Here is a 22,234-nt window from a genome sequence, read left to right on the forward strand (position 1 = left end):
GCGGGAAGGGACGGGATCTGGGTCAGGAGGCGCGCAGGACCGCGCAGCCTCCGGGTGGCAGCTGGGCCAGCGGGCCGCCGGTGAGCAGGTCGTGTCCGGATTCCGGCAACGGCACGACGTCTGCGGTGTGGTTGAGCACGATGTGCCACCGCCGGCCGTCCGGGGCGTGTCTGGTGACGGCCTCGACGCCGAACGGCAGTCCGGGCAGATCCGGCTCCACACCGGCCTCGGCCAGCAGGCGGTCGATCAGCACGGCGTAGTTCGCGTCGTCGAGCCGGGTGGACAGGTACCAGCCGTGGCCGTCGCCGGACCGGTGCCGGGTGAGCGCCGCGGCGCCGGCGAGCATGCCGTCCGTGTACGTGACGACGGCCTCCGCCCCTTCCAGGCGCAGGGATTCGCTCCACACCGTGCCGTGAGAGCCGTCGGAGAGGACGATCAGCTCGTCCCGGCGCAGCGGGCGGTACTCCTCGACCCGGACGCCCAGCGCCTCCCGCAGCGGAGCTGCGGGATAGCCGCCGAGGCGCGCGTGGAACCGCGCGTCGACGACGCCGCTGAAGTGCTGGACCAGCAGCGTGCCGCCACCGGCGACGTACCGGCGCAGGTTTTCCGCGCTGGCGTCGGAAAGCAGGAACAGCGCCGGCGCCACCACCAGGCGATACCGGCTCAGGTCGTCGTCGGGGCGGACGAAATCCGTTGTGACGCCGGCATTCCACAGCGCCCGGTGCGCCCGGCTCAGCGTCGCGTGGTAGTCGAGCTCCGACGACGGCAGGCCGTCCACGTTCGTCGCCCACCAGGAGTCGGAGTCGTGCACCACCGCGACTTCCGCCCGCACGGTCGACCCGGCCAGCTCGCCGAGCCGCCCGAGGGCCTCGCCGAGCGCCGTCACCTCGCGGAAGATCCGGCTGTCCGGTCCGGCGTGCGGCACCATCGCCGAGTGCCACTGCTCGGCCCCGGCCCGGGACTGCCGCCACTGGAAGAACAACGCGCCGTCCGAGCCGTGCGCGACGTGGCCAAGGCTGTGGCGCAGGATCTCGCCGGGTTCCTTGGCCAGGACCCGATCCCCGGCGTAGACGGTGTTCGTGCCCTGCTCCATCAGCAGCCACGGCCGGCCACCGCCGAACGACCGCGCGCGGTCGCCGCCGAACGCGGTGTCGGCGGCCGCGTCGACGCCCGGCGCGATCGGATAGTGGTCGATGGCGACGACGTCGACCTCGCGGCCGAACGCCCACAGGTCGAGGTTCTGGTAGCCGGGCACCATCAGGTTGGTGGTCACCGGCCGGTCGCTGTGGGCGCGGATGGCGTCCCGCTGGTCGATGTAGGCCGCCAGTGCCTCGTCGGACCAGAACCGGCTGAAGTCCAGCGCCTGCCCGGGATTGTGGTGCCACTGGGTCGCGCGCGGCGGGAGCACCTGGTCCCAACTGGTGTAGTGCTGGCTCCAGAACGCCGTTCCCCACGCCTCGTTGAGGGCGTCGAGGGAACCGTGGCGTGCGTGCAGCCACACGCGGAACGCCGCGGCGGTGTGCTCGCACCAGCAGAGCGTCGCGTACTCGTTGTGCACGTGCCACATCGCCACCGCCGGGTGGTTCCCGTAGCGCTCGGCCAGCGCCGTGGCGACGCGCCGGGCCGCACCGCGGTAGGCCGGGGCGGCCAGGCAGTAGGTGTCGCGGCTGCCGTGCACCAGCCTCGTGCCGTCACGGGTCACCGGCAGGGCGTCCGGGTGGGCCAGCGTGAACCACGGCGGCGGGGACGCCGTCGGCGTGGCCAGGTCGACGGCGATCCCGTTGGCGTGCAGGCGGTCCAGGTGGGCATCGAGCCAGGAGAAGTCGAACTGGCCCTCCCTCGGCTCCAGCAGGGCCCAGGAGAAGACGCCGACCGTGGCCAGGTTGACCCCGGCCCGGCGCATCAGCTCGTCGTCCTCCTCCCACACGGACTTGTCCCACTGCTCGGGGTTGTAGTCGCCGCCGAACGCGAGCCCGCCGAGCCGGTCGACCAGGCGCCGGGTCGTCACGACTGTTCCCGGATCGGGAGCCGGGCGCCGTCCCGCAGGAACAGCGGGATCCGCTCGATCGGGGCCGCCACGGTGACCGCCTGTCCGCCCTCGTGCCGGTCGCCGGTCCACGCGTCGGTCCATCGGGAGCCGGCGGGCAGGTGCACGGTGCGCTCACGGGCGCCGGCCTCGGTGACGGGGGCGACGAGGAGGTCGGCGCCGAGCATGAAGGCGTCGTCGACCCGCCACGCCTGCGGGTCGTCGGGGAACTCCACGAACAGCGGGCGCATCGGCGGCAGGCCGGTCTCGGCGGTGACCCGCATCTGGCGCATCACGTACGGCCGCAGGCGTTCGCGCAGGCGCAGATGGTCGGCGAGGATCTCGTAGACCTCGTCGCCGTAGGACCAGACCTCGTTGGGCAAGCCGGTCATGGCCGGCTCCAGCACCTGGGCGGGGCCGCGGAAGCCGTGCAGGCGGAACAGCGGGCAGAAGGTCCCGTACTGGAACCACCGAACCAGCACCTCGCGGTAGGCCGGGTCGTCCGGGTCGCCGCCGTGGAAGCCGCCGATGTCCGTGGTCCACCACGGAATGCCGGACATCATCACGTTCAGGCCGGCCTTGATCTGGGTGCGCAGCGAGGCGAAGTCGACGTCGATGTCGCCGGACCAGAGCGCCGCGCCGTAACGCTGGGCGCCGGCCCAGGAGGAGCGGTTGAGCGAGATGATCTCGGTCTCGCCGGCTGCTCGCAGACCGTCGTGCACCATCCGCGCGTTCTCCCGGGGGTAGAGGTTGCCCACCTCGAGACCCGGGCCGGCGTGGTACCGCAGGCCGTTCTGGAAGCCGGGCTTGAGCTCGGGCTCGCCGGCGTCCAGCCAGAAGACCTTGATGCCCAGCTCGTGGTAGCCCCGCCGGAGCTGCTCCCACACATACTGCCGCGCGTCCGGGTTGGTCGCGTCGTAGAAGGCGACCTGCGCGGAGTAGGCGCCGAGCCCCTTGTCCGGCCAGTCGGCGTGCGCGACCGGACCGTACTCGGCGCCGATGAACAGGCCCTGGTCCAGCATCGGGTGGAAGTTCTCGCTCGCCGGGCTGACCGACGGCCAGACGGAGACCATGAGCTTGACGCCCAACTCGTCCAGCTCGCGGACCATGGCCGCCGGATCGGGCCACTCGGCCGGATCGAAGCGCCACTCGCCGAGGTGGGTCCAGTGGAAGAAGTCGCTGACGATGACCGACAGCGGCAGCCCTCGCCGCTTGTGCTCCCGGGCGACCTCCAGCAGCTCCTCCTGGGTGCGGTAGCGCAGCTTGCACTGCCAGAACCCGGCGGCCCACTCGGGCAGTTCGGGCGCATGGCCGGTCGCGTCGGCATAGCGGCGCAGCACGTCGGCGGGCCGGCCGGCGGTGATCCAGTAGTCGATCTGGCGGGCGCTGTCGGCCACCCAGCGGGTGCCGGTCTCGGCCAGCTCGACCCGGCCGATGGCGGGCGAGTTCCACAGCAGGCCGTAGCCACGGCTGGAGACCAGCAGCGGGATGGTGACCTCGCCGTTGCGCTGGACCAGGTCGACGACAGCGCCCTTCTGGTCGAGCAGGCCGTGGGTGTGCTGGCCCAGGCCGTAGAGCCGCTCGCCGGGGTAGGCACGGAAGCGCTGCTCGAGCCGGTGGTAGCCGTTGCCGGTGGCGGTGGCCAGGCGCGGTCCGGGCCACCAGAAGTGCGCGGGCTGCTCGGCCAGGAGTTCGACGCCGTCCTCGGTGCGCAGGAACGTCAGCCGGCCGGCCGCGGCGGGCAGATCGGGCGTGAGCCGGCCCTCGGTGCCGCCGTCGATGTGGACGGTCAGGCCGCCGTTGACCAGGGTCGCGGAGTGCTCGGCGATGGTGATCCGCGGCTTGCCACCGCTCGGCGGCGGGTCCAGCAGCGCCCCGGGCAGGTCGTCCAACAGCTGCCCGCCGGGAGTCGCGCGGACCCGGACGGCGTCCGGGCCCCACGCCTCGACGCGCAGGGTCTCACCCCTGGCCCGCCATTCGAGGGCGTCGCCGAGGTCGCGGAAATGCGGGGACATGCGGTGCTCTCCTCGCGGATCGGATGATCTGGTTCAGGGCGCGCGGGGTCGGGCCGTGCCCTGGGCACGGCCTGACGTGTCGGTTCGGGCCGTCGTCAGTGCGGGGCGGGACCGGTGCTCTCGCGGACGGTCAGGACGGGGGTGAGCAGGACCAGGCCGTCGTTCGGCCGCTCGCCGCGGCCGGCCGCGGTGATCCGGCCCATCACCTGCTCGACGGCGACGCGACCCAGTTGCTTGGTCGGGCCGGTCACCGCGGTGAGCCGGGGCGAGTACTGCTCCGCCAGCTGTTCCGGGCACAGTGCGACCACGGAGGCGTCCTCCGGAACCGTGCGCCCGCTGCTGCGCAGCAGGTTGAGCAGCGGGCCGATCGCCCCCTCGTTCTGCACCACGAAGCCGGTGGTGTCGGGCCGGTCGGCCAGGATGCGGGCGAGTGTCCCGGCCGTGCTCTCGAAGGTGCCCTCGCAGGACCGGTGCAGGAACCGCAGACCGCGCTGCTCGGCCCGGTCGCGGAAGCCCGTCAGCGTGCGCTCGGCGTACCCGGCGTGCCGCCGGTAGACACCGGCCCCGTAGCCGATGAACGCGATCTCGCGGTGACCGAGGTCGGCCAGGTGGTCCGCGCAGAGCGCCCCCGCCGCGGCGAAGTCGTGGTCGACGCACGACAGCCCCTCGGGATTGTCGGGCAGGCCGATGAGCGAGGCCTGAGTGCCCTGCGCGCGCAGCGCGGGGATGCGCTCGTCGTCCAGCTCGACGTCCATCAGGATCACGCCGTCGGCCAGCCCGCTGGCCGCGACCCGGCGCACGCCGTCAACGCCCTCGTCGTTGGTGATCAGCAGGACGTCGTAGCCGTGCTGGCGGGCCGCCATGGTGACCGAGATGGCGATCTCCATCATGATCGGCACGTACACGTCGGAGCGCAGCGGCACCACCAGGGCGACGATGTGCGAGCGCCGGGCGGCCAGCGCCCGGGCGCCGGCGTTGGGGTGGTAGCCCAACTCGACGACCGACTGCTCGACCCGGCGACGCGTCTCCTGTGAGATCGAGCGCTTGCCGCTGAGCACGTAGCTGACCGTGCTGGCCGAGACGCCCGCGTGCCTGGCCACGTCGGCGAGTGTCACCATCGGCGGTACTCCTGTTTTCTCTCTCGCCTCAGCCCTTGATCGCGCCGGTGAGCACACCGGTGCGGAAGTGCTTCTGCACGAACGGATACACGATCAGCAGCGGCACCAGCGTCAGCACCACCACCGCCATCTGCAGCGACAGCGGCGCGGTCTGGGCGTGGGTGGAGCCGAAACCGGAGTTGACCGAGCCCGGCATCCCGTTGCCGCGGTTGACGTACATGTACAGCACGTACTGCAGCGGCCACTTCTCGCTGTCGGTCGGCATGTACAGCATGACGTTGAAGAACGAGTTCCAGTAGCCGACGGCGTAGAACAGCGCGATCACCGCGGTCACCGCCCGCGAGGTGGGCAGCACGATCGACCACAGCGTCCGCCACTCCCCCGCGCCGTCGATCCGGGCCGCGTCGATCAGGTCGGCCGACGTGCTCGAGTAGAACGAGCGCAGCACCAGGATGTTGAACACCGAGACCGAGCCGGGCAGGATCAGCGCCCACCACTGGTCGTAGCCGCCGAGGCCGGTGACCACCAGGAAGGTGGGGATCAGGCCGCCGTTGACGAACATGGTGACGATCAGCAGCACCAGCACGAACCGGTGGCCGAACGACCGGGACCGGGACAGGCCGTAGGCGCACAGCACCGACACCACCATGGACACGGCCGTGCCGACCAGCGTGATGCCGAGGCTGACCAGCAGCGCGGTGCGCACCGTCGAGTCGGTCAGCATCTCGCGGTAGGCCTCGATGGTCACCCCGTCCGGCCAGATCACCAGCCCGCCGGCGCGGTTGACCGCGCCGGGGCTGGACAGGCTGGTCACCACGATGATCCACAGTGGCACCAGGATGACCGCCAGCATGCCGGTCAGCGTCAGCCCCTTGGCCGCCTGGCCGACCGGCGTCGGCGGCTCCTCCCAGGGCGGACGGGCCGTCCGCCTGCGGCGGCGCGCGGCGGCGTCCGGTTCGGCGGTGGCCGTGGCGGCGCGTTCGATCGTGAGTGCGTTCGTCATCGTCGGTACAACCCGTCCTCGCCGAAGGCGTGTGCCAGCTTGTTCGCGCCCCAGATCAACAGTAGCGAGATGATGCTCTTGAACAGGCCCGCCGCCGCACCGTAGCTGTAGTTGCCGGTGGCGATGCCGTAGTAGAAGGAGAACGTGTCGAGCACGTCCGCGGCGTCGTGGCCGACCGCGTCCCGCTGGACCAGGAACTGCTCGAAGCCGACCGACAGCGCGTTGCCCAGCCGCAGCACCAGCATCAGCACGATCACGCCGCGCAGGCCCGGCAGCGTGATGTGCCACAACCGTCGCCAGCGCCCGGCTCCGTCCGCCGCGGCCGCCTCGTACAGGTCGGTGTTGATGGCGGCCAGCGCGGCCAGGAACACGATGATGCTCCAGCCGGCCTCCTTCCAGATCGCCTGGGACGTGACCAGCAGCGCGAAGGTGTGCGGGTTGGTCATGATGTCCCAGGTGCCGATGTCGTGCGCGCGCAGGAACTGGTTGAGCACGCCGGCGCCGCCGAGCATCTGCTGGAAGACGGTGATGGCCAGCACCCACGAGAAGAAGTGCGGCAGGTAGACCACGGACTGGATGAAGTTGCGCAGCCGCTCGGACAGCACCGAGTTGAGCAGCAGCGCCAGCGCGATCGGGACGGGGAAGAACAGCACCAGCTGGACGAAGCTCAGGTAGAGCGTGTTGACCATCGACTCCCAGAACAGCCGGTCGCCGAGCAGCTGGCGGAACTGGTCGAGGCCGACCCAGTCGCTGTGCCACACGCCGACCAGCGGGTCGTACTCCTGGAACGCGGTGAGCAACCCGAACAGGGGCACGTAGTTGAACACCACCAGCAGCGCGACCGCCGGCACGGTCATCAGCAGCAGCGAGCGGTCCCGCCGCAGCCTGACCAGCCAGCTCAGCCGCGGCGGCCGGCCGGTGCGCAGGTCCGCGGTGCTCACTGGCCGGTACCGTACTTGTTGAGGACGTTGTCGGTCATCCACTGCTTGAGCCGGTCGCCACCGCTGGACTTCCAGCTGGCGATCGCGGCCTTGACGTCGGCGACCTTCTTCTTGCCGTGGTAGCAGTCCTTGATCGTGTCCTCGACGGCCTGCGCGGCGTCGGCGGTGGCCGCCCACTGCGGCATGCTGATGTTCATGTTCCAGAACACCGGCTTGGTCAGCGCCTTGACGTTGGCGGCCTGCCAGGCGGCGTAGTCCTTGGTGACGACGTCCGCGCCGGGACTGCTGATCACCGACTGCGGGGCGGCCAGGAACGGGTAGGTCTGCGCCTGGACGTCCTTCTTGCCCTCGTCGGTGAAGGTCGGCACCCCGTTCTGCCGGGTGTGGTGCACGCCCTCGACGCCGAAGTTGACCATCGTGTACTCGGCCGTGCCGTAGGGTGCGGCCAGGTAGTTGGCCACCGCCAGCAGCTCCTCGATCTGCTCGGGCTTCAGGTTGGCGTTGAGGTAGCTGATCATGGAGCTGGAGGCGCCCATGAACGTCCGGGGCGTGCCCTTGCCGTCGGCGGTGATGGCGTTGAACGCGCCGCGCCGGTAGTTCGGGTTCGCCGCGACGCCGGACTGGTAGTCGGCCAGAACCCACGCGCCCATGCCGCCCCCCTGGATCAGCTCCTTGCCGGCGTAGAAACGGGTGGTGGCGTTGGCGTTGTCGCCGGCGAGCGTGTCCGGGTGCATGTAGCCCGAGGTGGCCAGGCGGTAGTGCCAGTCCAGTGCGTCCAGGAAGGCCGGCATCTCGTACTTGTGCACCAGCTTGCCGTTGTCGACCGACCACTTGAGCGGCACGTTCCAGGCCGAGAACATGTACGTCCAGATGTCGCCGAACGCCCACACGCCGCGCTTGGCGTCGGTCAGCTCCTTGCCCAGGCTCATCAGGTCGTCCGCGGACTTCACCTGGTCGCCGGTGATGCCCCTGGACTCCAGGATGTCGCGCCGGTAGAACGTGCCGCCGGCGATGGCAAAGCCGGTGGAGAAGCAGGGAATGCCGTAGAGCTTGTCGCCCCAGGCCCCGACCCGCCAGGCGGCGCTGGGGACGGCCGCGAGGTTGGGGTACTTCTTGATCTTGTCCCCGGCCAGGTACGGCGTCAGGTCGGCCAGCTGGGTGCCGGCCAGCTCGCCGACGTTGAAGTTGGAGTTCCACCAGCTCGGCAGGTTGATCCAGTCCGGCAGATGCTTGGACGCCGTCATGGTCGGCACGATCGTGTTGTAGTTGTTGCCGTCGGCCGGCTTCATCGTGAGGTTGACGCCGAGGGCCTTGCTCATGGCCTGGTAGAAGGAGTTTCCGGCGGTCGGCACGGTCCCCCACAGCGGCGTGACCGCCGTGTAGCTGCCGCCCTTGCCCGGCACGCCGGAGACCGTGGCGACCGGGTTGGCCGGGTACGTGAGAAAGCCGGGGTCGGTCATCACGTCGGCGCCGCCGGCGATGGACGGGAAGTCCGGCTTGAGGGCCGTGCTCGGCACGTAGGCGGGCAGCACCGCCTTGAGACCCGACTCGGTGTTCACGGTGCTGCTCTGGCTGCCGCTGCCGCCGCACGCGGACAGCAGGGGCGCCGCCGCGGCGAGACCCGCGACCGAGACGGCAGCGCTCAGGAAATGTCTGCGATTCAACTCGATGCCCATGGTGGCGGCGGCCCTTCCCCGTTGAAGTGTCGAAGCGCTTGAACTGGCGGTGAGACTAGCGACACGTTTCCACGTTCGACAAGCGTTTCGATGAGTCCAGAATCCGCACTGAACTGGGCCATTGACAGGCCAGGGGCCGCATGCGACGGTTCGAACCGCTTGAATTCCGGACTTCACCGAGGGGTTTGCCACGTGAGTTCCCCGTCCGTGTCCGCCACCGAGCGGCTGCCGTACCGCGACCCCGCGCTACCGCTCGACAAGCGCATCGATGATCTCGTCCAACGGCTCACGCTCGACGAACGGCTCGCGATGCTGCACCAGTACGCGCCGGCGGTGCCCCGCCTGGGTCTGGGTGCGTTCCGCACCGGGACCGAGGCCCTGCACGGCGTCGCCTGGCTCGGCCCGGCGACGGTCTTCCCGCAGGCGGTGGGCCTGGGCGCGACCTGGGACGAGGAGCTGGTGCGGGCCGTCGCCGAGGCCACCTCGGTCGAGCAGCGCGCCTTCCACTACCACCGCCCGCCCACCGTCGGCACCGGCGCCAACAGCCTGCAGGCCTGGGCGCCCGTGGTGAACCTGCTGCGCGACCCGCGGTGGGGGCGCAACGAGGAGGGCTACTCCGAGGACCCGGTGCACACCGCGCGTCTGGCGACGGCCTACTGCCGCGGACTGGCCGGGGACGACCCGTCGTTCCTGCGGACGGCGCCGGTGCTCAAGCACTTTCTCGCCTACAACAACGAGGACGACCGCTGCACCACCTCCTCCGGGCTGCGTCCCCGGGTGTTGCAGGAGTACGACCTCGCCGCGTTCAGGCCGGTCGTCGAGTCCGGCGCGGCCACCGGCGCCATGGCCGCCTACAACCTGGTCAACGGCCGGCCGTGCCACGTCAGCCCGCTCATCGAGAGCGAACTGCGCCGCTGGACCGACGACGAGCTGTTCGTGGTCAGCGACGCCGAGGCGCCGTCCAACCTGGTCGATCCGGAGCACTACTTCGACGACCACGCGGAGTCCCACGCCGCGGCGCTCAAGGCCGGCATCGACAGTTTCACCGACCACGGCCAGGACAGCGACGTCCCGATCGGCCGGCTGCGCGAGGCGTTGACCCGTGGACTGATCGACGAGTCCGATGTGGACAGGGCGGTGCGGCGGCAGCTGCTGGTCCGCTTCCGGCTCGGCGAGTTCGACCCGGATCTCGACCCGTACGCGGGCATCGGTCCCGAGGTGATCGACTGCGCCGAGCACCGCGATCTCGCGCTTCGCGCCGCGACCGAATCCGTTGTGCTGCTGCGCAACGACGGCATGCTGCCCCTCAACGCCAGCCGCGCGCCGCGGGTCGCGGTCGTCGGCCCGCTCGCGGACATGCTGTGCGAGGACTGGTACAGCGGCACCCTGCCGTACCAGGTCACCGTTGCGGCCGGCCTCCGCGCGGCGCTCGGCGACGTGGTCCACGTCGAGGGCGCCGACCGCATCGCGTTGCGTTCCCGCACCAGTGGCGAACTGCTGGGCTCGTCCGCGTTCGACGTCGTCGACTGGGGCGCCGCGGCACTGACCCTGCGCGACGCCGACACCGGCCGCTACCTCAGCCTCAAGGCCGACGACACGCTCGTCGCGGACGTCGAACTGCTCAAGAGCTGGGAGGTGCGGGAAACCTTCCGCCTTGAGGCCGACGGCGACGCCGTGCTCCTGCGCAGTGTCCTCACCGGACGCTACGCCGCCGTCGACCCCGCCGACGGTCGGGTCACCGTCACCGCCGAGACGCCCGAGGACGCCGAGCGGTGGCAACGCGAACTGCTTCGCGACGGCGCCGCCGAGGCGCGGGCCGCGGCGGAGGCGGCCGACGTCGCGGTGGTCGTGCTCGGCAACCACCCGCTCATCAACGGCCGGGAGACCGAGGACCGGTCCGGCATCGCGCTGCCGGACGGCCAGGAAGCGTTGCTCCGCACGGTCGCCGAGGTCCGTCCGGAGACGGCGCTGGTCGCGATGAGCAGCTATCCCTTCGCCCTCGACTGGGCCGACAAGCACCTGCCCGCCGTGGTGTGGATGTCCCACGGCGGGCAGGAATCAGGCCGCGCGCTGGCCGCCGTCCTGCTGGGCGAAGCCGACCCCGCCGGTCGGCTGCCGCAGACCTGGTACCGCGGCGACGACGAGCTGCCGCACCCGCTCGACTACGACATCGTCAAGGCGGGCTGGACCTACCAGTACCACCGGGCGAGGCCGCTCTACCCGTTCGGCCACGGCCAGTCCTACACCGACTTCGCCTACCGCGACCTGCGGCTGTCCGGCGACGTCGTGGCTCAGGACGGTTCCGTCGACGTCTCGGTGACGCTGGCCAACACCGGCGCGCGGACCGGGAGCGAGGTGGTCCAGCTCTACGTCCGTGCGCGGGACGCCCGCTACCACGCGCCCCGGCTGCGGCTCGCCGACTTCCGCAAGGTCCGGCTCGACCCGGGGCAGAGCGAGGAACTGACCTTCCGGCTGCCCGCCGAACGACTGGCCCACTGGGACGTCGCCACCGGCGCCTTCACCGTCGATCCCGGCGCCTACGAGGTGATCGTCGCCCGCTCCGCCGACAACGCCGTGCTCACCACACCTCTCACGGTGACCGGGCCGGTTCCCGCACCCCGGGACGTCGTGGACCGGCCCACGGCGAGCGTCGACTTCGACGACTACGAGGACGTCACCATCGTCGACGCCAGCCGAACCGCCGGCGACGCGGTCACCCCGACCGCCCCGGCGCGGCCCGGGACGCTGTGGTTCCGCACCGCCGACGTGTCCGGCGCGGTCCGGATCGAGGCCGAGGTCAGCCGCGAGAGCGACGACCTGGGCCCGACCTGCCTGGAGTTCCGGGCCGGCGACCAGCTCCTGGCGGAGATCACGGTGCCGGTCACCGGCGGCCGCTACGCGTGGACGACCGTGGCCGCCGAGCTCCCCGCGCCGCTGGCCGGCGTGCACGACCTCCGACTGACTCTGCGCGGCGACTTCCGGCTCGCCGCCTTCCGGTTCACCACGGCCAGCTGAGGACCTCAATGCCCCTGACGGACGCTTCCCTCGACGAACTCACGAACTACCGCCCCGAGATCCCGACGCCGCAGGATTTCGACGCCTTCTGGGACCGCACCCTCGCCGAAGCACGTGGCCACGGCGCGGCCGTGAAAGCCGACCGAGTCACCGACCACCATCTGCTGCGCACCGTCGAGGTGGACGACGTGCGCTTCCCGGGCTGGAACGGCGAGCCGGTGGCGGCCTGGCTGCTACGCCCACACGACGCCGACGGCCCGCTGCCCGTCGTCGTGACGTGCATCGGCTACAGCGGCGGCCGCGGACTGCCCACCGACCACCTGCTCTGGTCCGCCGCCGGGTACGCCCAACTCGTCGTCGACAGCCGCGGGCAGGGCCACGACACCCCGGACCGCAGCCAGGGCGACGGCACGCAGTGGGCCGAGGGGTTCATGACCCGCGGCATCGACTCCCCCGACCACTACTACTACCGACGCCTGATGACCGACTGCGCCCGTGCGGTCGACGCGGTCGCCGAGCTCGCAGGCCTGGACCCGGAACGGGTGATCGTCACGGGCGGCAGCCAGGGCGGCGGTCTCGCCCTCGCCGTCGCGGGCCTGGTGCCGGACCGCGTGGCGGCGGTCATGCCGGACGTGCCGTTCCTGTGCCACTTCCGCCGCGCGGCGGAGATCGCCGGCGAAGGGCCGTACGTGGAACTCGCGAAGTACCTGCGCTGGCACAGTCGCCACAACGTGGAGCCGGCCTTCGCCACACTGTCCTATTTCGACGGTGTCCAGTTCGCGCGGCGGGCGGTGGCGCCGGCGCTGTTCAGCGTCGGCCTGATGGACCCGATCTGCCCGCCCTCCACCGTCTACGCCGCCTTCAACAACTACGCGGGCGAGGACCGCACCATGACCGTCTGGCCCTTCGCCGACCACGGCGGCGGCTACGGCTCCAACCCGGCCGTGCAACTGGCCTGGCTACGGGATCGCGGCCTGGCCCCGCGCTAGCCGGGTCACATCGGATGGGCCGCCCGCCGCGCCAGCGGGCGGCCCATCACTCCGCGCGCGTCGAATTCGTCGAACCGACGGGCGAAGGGCGAGACAATACTCACAGCGTCCGATGTGGACATCGTGCCTGGTGGGCACGGCTTCGTTTATGATCCCTGCCGATCAGCCCGCCCAACCACGAAAACGAGCACGGGTCGAATGAACTCCCTGTTTCTCGCGATCGCCGTCGCCCTCATGGTTCGATCGCTGGCCGCCGCCCGCCTGGACCGGTGGAACCTCGGCGCGCCGGTGGTCATGGTGCTGGCGGGCGTCGTCGTCGGTCTGGTCAACGAGGACTCCATCTCGGCCCTGCTGAACACCCAGGCGGTGCAGCAGGCCGCCGAGATCATCCTCGCCGTGCTGCTGTTCACCGACGCCACCGAGGTCCGCGGTGGCCGGCTGTGGGGCGGCTCGCCCGGACTGGTCGCCAGGGTGCTGCTGCTGGCGCTGCCGCTGAGCCTCGCGCTGGCCATGGCGTTCGGCTGGCTGCTGTTCCCCGGCCTGCCCTGGCCGGTGCTGCTGCTGGTCGCCGGGGTCGTGGTGCCGACCGACTTCGCCCCGGCCGAACGCCTCGTCCGCGATCGCGGGCTGCCCACGCACGTGCGCAGCGTGCTCAACGTGGAGAGCGGCTACAACGACGGCATCGTCTCCCCGCTCTTCCTCTTCGCGCTGATCCTCGCGGGAGACCACGACCAGCAGCGCACGCCGCTCGACGCCCTGGGCACCGCGGTGCCCTTCGCGCTCAAGGCCGTCCTCGTCGGTGTCGTGGTCGGAACCGCCCTGGCGCTGCTGATGAACCTGGCCGCCCGCGCCGGCTGGATGACCGAGCAGTCCGGACGCGTCACCGTTCTGCTGGCCCCGCTGCTGACCTACACCGTGACCGTCGCCATCGACGGCAACGGGTTCGTCGCCTCGTTCGTCTGCGGCATCGCCTTCCGGTACGTGCACCGGCTGGCCAAGGCGCACCGGCTGCGGACCGTGTCCGGCGGCGTGAGCCGCACCCCGGCCCTGAGCGCGGACTTCCACCTGCTGGAGGACATCACCACGGTGCTGACGATGACCATGTGGTTCATGGTCGGGATTGCGGCCGTGCTCACGGTCCTCATCGGAGTCCCCTGGCAGGTGGTGCTGTTCTGCGCGGCGGCCCTCACCGTGGTCCGGGTCGGGCCGGTGCTCCTGTCACTGATCGGTTCGAGGTTCTCCGCCCGTGAGCGACTGCTCGTCGGCGCGCTGGGGCCACGGGGCACGACGTCGATCGTGTTCGGGCTGCTGGCCTTCAACCGGCTGCCGGAGGGATCGACCGCCGACACCATCCTCGTGATCACCGTGACCTGTGTGCTCGGCAGCGTGCTGGTGCACGGGATCGGCGCCCGGCCGGTGACCCGCCTGCTGACGGCCACCCCGAAGGCCGCCTCCGAGCAGCCGGCCTGACCCGGCGTCGACGCCCCCGACCGCGGCCGGGGGCGTCGGCCTCGTCACGGCGACGAGCAGTTCATCGTGGGCTGGGCCGGATTGGATCCGGTCACGTTCATGGTGAGCCCGAACGTGGTCGAGCCGTCGGCCGGCACGGTCCGGTTCCAGTCGGCGTTGCGCACCACCGTGAGCGACCCGTCCTGCGTCATGGTGCCGTTCCACAGGCTGCCCACGGTCTGACCCGCCGGCTGGGTCCAGCTGACGGTCCAGCCGTTGATCGGCGTGGTGCCGTGGTTCATCACCTTCACGGTCGCCTGGTAGCCGCCGTTCCAGGAGCCCGTGACGTCGAACTCGGCCATGCAGCCGTTGTCACCGCTGCCCGGCGGCGGTGGCGGGGGTGCGTCCTTGATCCCGGTGACCTCGCCGTGGCCGCCGTCGAACGTCACGTCCGAGCAGCCGTAGAAGGTCTCGGCGCTGTCCGACCGCTTCCACACCGAGTAGATGATGTGCCGCCCGGTCTTGTTCGCCGGCAGCGCCCCGGACCAGTCGTACTGGCCGTTCACCGTGCCGACCTGCCCGGTCACCGGCGGGTGGTCGACGGTCAGGAACGGCTGGTCCTCCAGCTCGTCCCAGGTCAGCGGCTTGCTCGGATCCCAGCCGTCCTTGGTCACATAGGTGTAGAACCAGCCGGGATGCGCGGCCCACGCGTTGTAGGCGAAGTCGAACGTCGCGCCGGCGGTCAGGTGCGTGATCGGCCAGTTGCCGGGCTGGTCGAAGCCGGCGTAGTTGGGATTGCCGCCGCTGCACAGTTTGCCGTCCGGGATGAAGCCGCGGGTGCGGCCGGCCCCGTCGGAGCGCAGCACGGCGAACCAGTTGTACAGCGAGTTCGCGCCGCTGACGTTCACGGCCGCCGAGCAGGCCGGGTTCTGCGGCACGATCTGACCGGTCGAGGTCAGGCCGTCCTCCCAGCACAGGAAGGTGCGGCTGCCCGGTTTCATCATCGCGCCGTGAGCCGAGGCGGGGATCGCCTCGAGCAGTACGAGGGCCACGCTCGCCGCCAGCACGGTGAGCGCCTTCCATGTCTTCACATCGAACTCCTCCCAGGGTCAACAGCCGACACGCGCGGTGGCCACCGCGATGTCGTCGAACGAGACCGTGTCGTCGCCGCCGGCGTAGCTCTCCCAGCCGATCCGGTGTGGCGGCAGCGCCGTGACCGGCGCTGCCGCCAACAACATCCGCATGTCAGCTCATCCCACAGCTCGTGCCGTTGACGGCGTACCCGGTCGGCGTCGCGGTCGAGGAACCGTTGGCCTGGATGCCGATCGACGTGCTGGCGCCGGCGCCGATGGTCGGCGCCCACGCCGGAGCCTTGGCGGTGACGGTCGTGCCGCTCTGGCTCACCGTCGCGTTCCAGCCGCTGACCAGCTGCGTGCCGCTCGGCACGGTCCAGGTCAGCGTCCAGTTCGCCAACGGCGCACTGCCGGTGTCCTTCAGCGTCACCGTGGCGGTGAAGCCGCCGTTCCAGCTGTTGTCGACGTGATAGCCGACCGTGCAGGAGACCGGCGGCGGGGTGGTGCCGCCGCCGTCCCCGCCGCCGACCGGCGGGATGAGGTACGGCTGGAGTATCGACTGCTTGTTCTGGTCGACGGTCTTCCAGTCGTCCTTCAGGATGCCGCCGGTGTCGCCGGAGTTCGGGTTCCACGACCAGTAGGTGAAGCTCATCCCGGTCGGCCCGGTTCCCATGTAAGCCATCAGGTTCTGCAGCCACACCTTGTCCCGCGGGTCGGCCAGCGTGCTGCCGAACTCGCCGACCAGCACCGGCGCGATGTGCTGCTTGACCAGGTAGCCGAAGAAGTGGTCCCACAGCGCGGGCATGTTGGCCGGGAAGGTCGGGTCGTCGAACCAGGTCTGGTGGAACACGGAGATGGCGTACTCGTGCGCGGAGTACACGAGCTTGTCCGGTTTGGACAGTCGAACCGGGTACTGCGCGGCCCCGGACAGGTTGCCGCCCCACCAGCCGCACTCCGGATCACCGGTGCCGGACACGCAGTCGATGCCCTCCACGATGATCAGCACGTCCGGGTTGACCGCGAGGATGGCGTTGCCGGCCCGTTCCGCGGCGAGCCGCCAGTCGTGGGCGGTGTCGCCGCACCCCCAGCAGGCGCCGCCACCACCCTGCACCGCGTGCGGCTCGTTGTGCAGGTCCATGCCGACCACGGTCGGATTTCCCTTGTACCGCTGGGCCAGCATCGTCCAGTCGGAGATCCAGCGGCTCTCCGGGTACTGGGCGGTGTACCACAGCGGCGACTGCGCGCCGCTGTCCGGCCGGTGCTGGTCCAGCACCACCCGCATGCCCTTGCTGCCGATGTAGCCGATCACCTTGTCCAGGATCTGGATGCCGGACAGGCCGACCAGATCGGGATTGGACGCGGCGTCGATGCTGTTCGGCGTGGAGCCGGGGTCGAACAGCTGGTTGGAGTACGGCACGCGGACCGTGTTGTAGCCCAGCGACGCCATCTGGTCGATCATGTCCCGGTAGTTGCGGGACCACAGGCCGTGGAAGGTGTAGTTGGCCGTTTCCGGGCCGAACCAGTTGAGGCCGGTCATCCGCACCGGCGAGCCGGTCGAGTCGACGAGCTGCGACCCGACCGCATGGTAGTAGCCGGTTCCGGTCCCCGCCGACGTGCTCGTCCCAGCCGCGTGGGTCGGGCTCACCGTGACGACGGCGAGCCCGACCACTGCGGCGAGGGCGACTCCGAGGGAGCGCCAACGCTTCATGTGCACCTCATCCGAACAGGTCGACGTGGACGGCGAACGCGGTGGCGATCTCCGACTGCGACCAGAACCGGTGGTAGGTGAACGTGGGCGCCGGCCCACCGTTCAGGTAGGACTGGACCTTCGACCAGTCCGGGTCGTTCTTGTAGAAGGACCGGATCGACAGGAACGTGGAGTTGGAGTTGATCGGGTCGCCGTTCGGCATCGTCCCGGTCCAGCCCGGCGGCACGTACAGGCCCTGGTCGCCGTTGTAGGTGTCGTCGAACCGGCTGTAGTCCGTCCGCGTCTCCGGAATGGCGATGCCCTTGGCGTCCTCGTGCCCGGTCAACGCGGTCAGCAGCCCCTCGGCCAGGGTCTTCGACGCCGTGTCACCGGAGCCGGCCGAGTAGTACATCAGCGTCTTGGCCAGCGAGGCGGCGACACCGACGTCCTGGCTGTAGTTCTTCACGGCCACGTGCAGGCCCGAGTTGCCGCCCGGGTTGGTGGCGTTCCACGTGTCCGGGGCGCCGGTCCAGGTCAGGTCGGACGGGATCTGGAACGACCCGTTCGCCCCGACGGTGGTGTTGGCGATCGCCCACGGCACCCACTTGTCCAGGATCTTCTTGGCGCGGGCGTCCTTGGTCGCCTGGTAGTACTCGGCGACCCGCTCCATGCCCCACGTCTGGAAGCCGAACCACTGGTTGCTCGGCGGGTCGTGCCACACCGGCTGCCAGTCGTAGTACATGCCGTAGAAGGTCGGGTCACCCGCGGGCGGCGTGCCGTACTGGCCGTCCCAGCTGTTGGTGGCGCCACCGGCGATGCCGCCCTCGCTGGACTGCAGCCACTGCAGGAACTCCAACTGCCGGCCGAGGCTGGTCGCCCAGTCGCTCGATCCGGTCGCGGACGTCGGCTTCAGCCCCGGGTCCGTCGACAGCGCATACGCGGCGAGGGGGTTCTGGTAGCCCTGGTGCGCGGCGCCGTCGCCGATCCGCCACGCCCACGCGTTGGACGGGTCGAGCGAGCCACCCCACGCGTAGTACCAGGAGATCAGGTAGTGCTCGCTGTCCTTGCCGCTGCCGGCGGGACACGTGCTGGCCCCGACGCAGTTGCCGATCTTCTTGAAGTACTTGTCGAACAGCGAGTACCGCAGGTAGTCGCCCATCTTGGACGCCTTCTTCACGACGTCGGCGACGGCCGAGGACTTGCCCTGCGCCTTGGCCCACTGCTCGGCCTGGAACGCCACCTGCACCGCGCGGGCGTCGGCGTCCGGCGCGTCGGTGTACTTCCACTGCTTGGCGTAGCTGGAATCCCCGGTGAACAGGTCCAGGTAGCCGTTCTTGCCACCGAACTTCATCTGGTCGCAGGACGGCTGCGTGACCGTCTCCCAGACCGACTCCTGGGAGCCGCGCTGGAAGGTGTTGATGAACGCCGGCGCGGTGTTCGTGCCGTCCTCGCAGTGCCCGAAGCCGTAGATGTTGTCCACGTCCAGCAGCCAGTGCATGCCGTAGACGTTGCTCGTGCCGTAGGCGGACTTCAGCTCACCGGCGATCGGGTCGCTGCCGACCGGGACGCCGGACTGCAGCTGCGCCGGGTACTGCGACGGGCTCGGGTACTCCGCCGCGTAGGTCGCCGGCTTGCTGGCGTTGTAGCCGGAGTTGGACGGCTGGTCGGCGGCCGACGGGATGGCGAAGGTCTCCAGCGAGGTCCACGCCGCGTTGAAGGGGGCCCAGTCCTGGGTGATCCGGCCGTAGGCGGCCTCCAGCCACAGGTAGTAGCTGTACGCCTCCGACGTCGTCTCGTGCCCTTGGTCCGGGGCCTCCACGATCAGTGTCTCCACCGAGTGGTAGGGCACCAGCAGGTTGCCGAACTTGCGGAAGTAGCCGCTGTTCGGATCCTTGATCTTGCTGTACTGCTTGAGGAACTCCACCTGGTAGTCCGAAGTGGACTTCGAAACCTCGGTCGCGGTGACCGTGCCGGACGCATAGCCGGTGGCCGCGGCGGTGAACACCGCGGAGCCCAGGTCGCCCCCGTTGTCCGCGGAGGTGACGGTGACGTTCTGCGCCGTCTGCCAGTTCGACGGCGTGAACGTCAGGCTCGTCGGCGACGCGGTCAGGTCGGCGCTGCCCGACGTCCGGGACACGGCGACGCTGACGTTCCCGGTCGGGGCGCTGGCCAGGCTCACGCCGAAGGTCGCGGTGGAGCCCTGCTTGACGTTGATCGTCGCCGGCGAGGCCACGATCGTCGGGCCGGACAACACCTTCACCGACACCGGGGCCGTGGACGTCGACGCGCCCTTGTCGTCGTAGGCCTTGGCGGTCACGGAGTACGTGCCGGCGGGCACGTTCGTCCAGCTGCCGGCGTACGGCGCGGTGGTGTCGGTGGCCAGCAGCGTGTCACCGGCGTAGAACTCGACCTTGCTGATCGTGCCGTCGCTGTCCGACGCCGTGGCCGCCAGCGGAATCGTCGCCGGCGCGTTGTAGGAGTCGGTGGACTTGGGCGAGGTCAGCGACACCGTCGGCGCCTGGTTCGGCCCGGTGCACGCGGTGCCGTTCACCGCGAAGTCGGTCGGCGGCCGGTTGGCCGAGCCCTTGCTGGCGTTGAAACCGAAGGACGTGGACGCCCCGGTGGGCAGGTTCCCGTTGTAGCTCAGGCTGTTCGCGGTGACCTTCGAGCCGGACTGGGTGACGGTGGCGTTCCAGCCCTGCTGCACCTGCTGGCCGTCGAGGAAGGTCCAGCCCAGTGACCAGCTGGTGAGCGCCGGGCCGTTGTTGGTCAGGGAGACGTTGGCGGTGAAGCCGTTGGACCAGTCGTTGGTGGTGTAGACGACCGTGCAGGCCACGGCCGCCGCGTTCGCGGGTGTTGTCGGGGTGAACATGGCGGCGATCAGCGCCGCCGCGGTGCCCAGGGCGACCCGCAGTCGTCGACGCATGCGCAGGGATTCCTTTCCGGGATGGGACTCCCGCCCCGGGCGGGTGAGAGCAGGCACCGCCCGGGGCGAGAGAGGTTTACTGCACCGGCGGATAGGCGTTGGCCACCAGCTGCGCGAACTGGTCCTGGAACCAGTGGCCGGACAGCGGGGCGTTCGGCAGCGCGCCGGTCAGGTTGCCGCCGTTGGCCTGCTGGCTGCCCCGGAAGGTCGGGTCGCACATCGGGTCCGCGCCCTTGCCCTCGTCGTTCGGGATCGACGCGCTGGCCCCGTCCGACTCGCCCGGCGGCTTGATCCACACGTACGCGTCGAAGTGCGGCGCGGGACTGACCGTCGGCCGCTGGCCGAGGCCGGCGCCGCTCTGGTTGCACCAGTTGCCCCGGGCCAGCCGGCGGTCGACCCGACCCGAGTCGACGTAGGAGTCCACGGTGGACCCGCTGGCGCCGGTCGGCCGCGCCGAGCCGCCCCAGCCGTTGCGCGAGGTGTCGATCAGCATGCCGATGCTGCTGGGCATGCCGGCCGCCACGAACGCGCTGTACATCGTGTTGTCGTAGTGGGACTCGTCGAAGTACGGGTTCCACTGGTAGAACGTCGCCGAGCGCAGCGGCTGGCCGCCGACGTTCAGGCCGGAGTCGGGCAGGTACGGCTCGGTCACCGGCGTGTAGTTCGCGGTGTCGCTGATGAAGCCGTCCACGCTGTTCACGCCGGCGGTGGTGCCCTTGATGGTCTGCGTGATCAGGTTGACCGCCGGCTGCAGGTTGCTGTCCCAGCCCAACCACGCCGAGTGCGCGATGTCGATGTAGTTGTAGACGTTGCTGATCGCGTGCAGCTTGTTCAGCGCGTACTGCACACCCTGCACGTAGGCGCCGCTGGACTGGGCCTCCGCGCACTTGGCCATCGAGGTGTTGGTGACCAGGTTGGGCAGCGAGTCCGGCTCGATGATCGCCACGATGCGCAGGTTCGCGTACTTCGGGTCGGCCATGATCGCCGCGATCGGGTCGATGTACTCGCTCTTGTACCGGGCCAGGCCGTTCTGGCTGACCTGGAGCTCGCCGTTGGAGGCCAGCGCGGCGCAGTCGCGGTCGGGCAGGTCGTAGATCACGAACTGGGCGACGACGGGCGTGCCGCCGGTGGCCTGGCTCAGGGCCGCGTCCAGGTGGGCCCGCAGGCCACGCTGGGTGTCGGTGCCGGCGATGGCAGCGATCCGGTCCAGCCACACCGCGGTGGACGTGTTGGCCACCTTCGACATCTTGCTGCCGAGCGTGCCGCCCGCGGTCGCCGCCGCGGCGGTGACCTCGGCCGACCAGTCCGGATTCACGTAGCCCTTCGCGCCGGCGTAGGGGTTGTCGACGTGCGTGCCGGGCGGCGGCGGGTTGCCGGTGGTCGTCGTGGTCGTGGTTGTGGTCGTCGTGGTGGTCGTTGTCGTGGTGGGCGGCGCGGACCCCGTGCAGGCGGTGCCGTTGAGCGTGAACGAGGCCGGCACGGCGTTGGTGCCCGAGTAGGAGGCGTTGAACCCGAAGGTCGCGCTCGCCCCGCTGGCCAGGGACTTCGCCCAGTCCGGGCTGGCGGCCGTGACGTGCTGGCCGGACTGGGTGACAGTGGCGCTCCAGCCCTGTTGCACCTGTTGGTTGCCCGGGAAGTCCCAGGCGAGGGTCCAGCCGTTGCCGATCGCGTCGCCGAGGTTGGTGACGGTGACGTTGCCGGTGAAGCCGGTGCTCCACTGGTTGACCGAGTAGTCGACCTTGCACGCCGGCGCGGCCGAGGCGTTGGTACCGGTGGCGACCAGGAATCCGGCGGTGAGCGAGAGTGCGCCCAGCGCGGACAGACCGCTGATCAGGCGGGTACGGCCGGCGCCGGGAGATGCGGATGCAGGCATGCGGAGTACTCCTCGCGGCGTTGAGGGAGTGCTGACCGATCGCTCTGGAAGCGCTTCCAGTCGTGCCCGACTGTAACCATTGAGAAACAGGAGGGGAAGGTCACACGCTCACATTCCCCTTACATGCCCCAAGTGGACGCCATTTGCCCGTACGGCGTTAGGCCGCACAGCCCTGTGTTGTTTACAGCAACTCCCACCGAAGCTACGATCGGCTCACTCTGGAAGCGCTCCCAGTCGACATCCCCTGCCTTCGAGGAGCGACAATGCGATCTGGCACCACCGCTCTCGCCGACGCGCCCCTGCCGCCACCATGGCCACCCTGTCGTGGAACGCCACCGGGCCGGCGCTGACCACCTCCCCCGACGGCGTCCGCGCTGCTTCACCGGCGCCGCCGGGTGATGAACGTCCAGGCCCCGCCACCGAAGTGGCGGGGCCTGGACGGG

At 70.4% G+C, this 22,234-nt stretch carries 14 protein-coding genes; 3 read left to right on the forward strand and 11 right to left on the reverse strand.

Annotation, left to right across the window (positions count from 1 at the left end; translation table 11 throughout):
• Positions 1-22: 22 nt before the first annotated feature.
• The 6 genes from BJ998_RS45370 to BJ998_RS45395 all read right to left on the reverse strand — a co-directional run bounded on the left by BJ998_RS45370 (position 23) and on the right by BJ998_RS45395 (position 8,767).
• Positions 23-2,008, reverse strand: a complete 1,986-nt coding sequence (locus BJ998_RS45370; protein WP_184870407.1) for a beta-galactosidase — start codon at positions 2,006-2,008, stop codon at positions 23-25.
• Entirely contained in the window at positions 2,005-4,041 is a 2,037-nt protein-coding gene (locus tag BJ998_RS45375) for a glycoside hydrolase family 31 protein (RefSeq protein WP_184870408.1), read from the reverse strand. The genes BJ998_RS45370 and BJ998_RS45375 overlap by 4 nt, the downstream gene beginning before the upstream one ends.
• A 95-nt stretch (positions 4,042-4,136) precedes the next feature.
• The gene (locus BJ998_RS45380) at positions 4,137-5,159 is read right to left on the reverse strand and encodes a LacI family DNA-binding transcriptional regulator (protein WP_184870409.1); all 1,023 of its coding nucleotides are present in this window, start codon (positions 5,157-5,159) and stop codon (positions 4,137-4,139) included.
• A 28-nt stretch (positions 5,160-5,187) separates the two neighbouring features.
• The gene (locus BJ998_RS45385; protein WP_184870410.1) at positions 5,188-6,162 is read right to left on the reverse strand and encodes a carbohydrate ABC transporter permease; all 975 of its coding nucleotides are present in this window, start codon (positions 6,160-6,162) and stop codon (positions 5,188-5,190) included.
• Complete coding sequence (locus BJ998_RS45390) at positions 6,159-7,103, reverse strand: ABC transporter permease (RefSeq protein ID WP_312890699.1); 945 nt, start codon at positions 7,101-7,103, stop codon at positions 6,159-6,161. Before BJ998_RS45390 ends, BJ998_RS45385 begins: the two co-directional genes overlap by 4 nt.
• Positions 7,100-8,767: an ABC transporter substrate-binding protein gene (locus BJ998_RS45395; protein ID WP_184870411.1), complete on the reverse strand. Its 1,668-nt coding sequence runs from the start codon at positions 8,765-8,767 to the stop codon at positions 7,100-7,102. The genes BJ998_RS45390 and BJ998_RS45395 overlap by 4 nt, the downstream gene beginning before the upstream one ends.
• A gap of 204 nt (positions 8,768-8,971) precedes the next feature.
• Between BJ998_RS45395 and BJ998_RS45400 the strand changes: the two genes are divergently transcribed.
• The 3 genes from BJ998_RS45400 (at position 8,972) to BJ998_RS45410 (ending at position 14,253) form a co-directional block, all read left to right on the forward strand.
• Positions 8,972-11,794, forward strand: a complete 2,823-nt coding sequence (locus tag BJ998_RS45400) for a glycoside hydrolase family 3 protein (protein WP_221339745.1) — start codon at positions 8,972-8,974, stop codon at positions 11,792-11,794.
• Positions 11,795-11,802: 8 nt separating this feature from the next.
• A complete protein-coding gene (locus BJ998_RS45405) occupies positions 11,803-12,783 on the forward strand; it encodes an acetylxylan esterase (protein WP_184870413.1) in 981 nt (326 codons plus the stop codon).
• Positions 12,784-12,981: 198 nt separating this feature from the next.
• Positions 12,982-14,253 (forward strand): cation:proton antiporter domain-containing protein, encoded by a 1,272-nt coding sequence (locus BJ998_RS45410; RefSeq protein ID WP_184870414.1) that lies wholly within the window; start codon positions 12,982-12,984, stop codon positions 14,251-14,253.
• 44 nt (positions 14,254-14,297) lie between these two features.
• On the opposite strand, the gene BJ998_RS45415 is transcribed toward BJ998_RS45410, so the two are convergent.
• The 5 genes from BJ998_RS45415 to BJ998_RS45430 form a co-directional block, all read right to left on the reverse strand.
• Entirely contained in the window at positions 14,298-15,323 is a 1,026-nt protein-coding gene (locus tag BJ998_RS45415) for a lytic polysaccharide monooxygenase (RefSeq protein WP_312890700.1), read from the reverse strand.
• An 18-nt stretch (positions 15,324-15,341) separates the two neighbouring features.
• Positions 15,342-15,476 carry a hypothetical protein gene (locus BJ998_RS48915; RefSeq protein WP_281393545.1) on the reverse strand — a complete coding sequence of 45 codons (135 nt, stop codon included), beginning with the start codon at positions 15,474-15,476 and terminating at the stop codon, positions 15,342-15,344.
• Between the two features lies 1 nt (position 15,477).
• Complete coding sequence (locus BJ998_RS45420) at positions 15,478-17,013, reverse strand: cellulase family glycosylhydrolase (RefSeq protein WP_184870415.1); 1,536 nt, start codon at positions 17,011-17,013, stop codon at positions 15,478-15,480.
• A gap of 7 nt (positions 17,014-17,020) precedes the next feature.
• On the reverse strand, positions 17,021-19,918 hold the full coding sequence (locus tag BJ998_RS45425; RefSeq protein ID WP_184870416.1) for a glycoside hydrolase family 48 protein: 2,898 nt from the start codon (positions 19,916-19,918) through the stop codon (positions 17,021-17,023).
• A gap of 76 nt (positions 19,919-19,994) precedes the next feature.
• Positions 19,995-21,791: a glycoside hydrolase family 6 protein gene (locus tag BJ998_RS45430; protein ID WP_184870417.1), complete on the reverse strand. Its 1,797-nt coding sequence runs from the start codon at positions 21,789-21,791 to the stop codon at positions 19,995-19,997.
• Between the last annotated feature and the right edge of the window lie 443 nt (positions 21,792-22,234).

This window comes from Kutzneria kofuensis (assembly GCF_014203355.1).
Lineage (GTDB): Bacteria > Actinomycetota > Actinomycetes > Mycobacteriales > Pseudonocardiaceae > Kutzneria > Kutzneria kofuensis.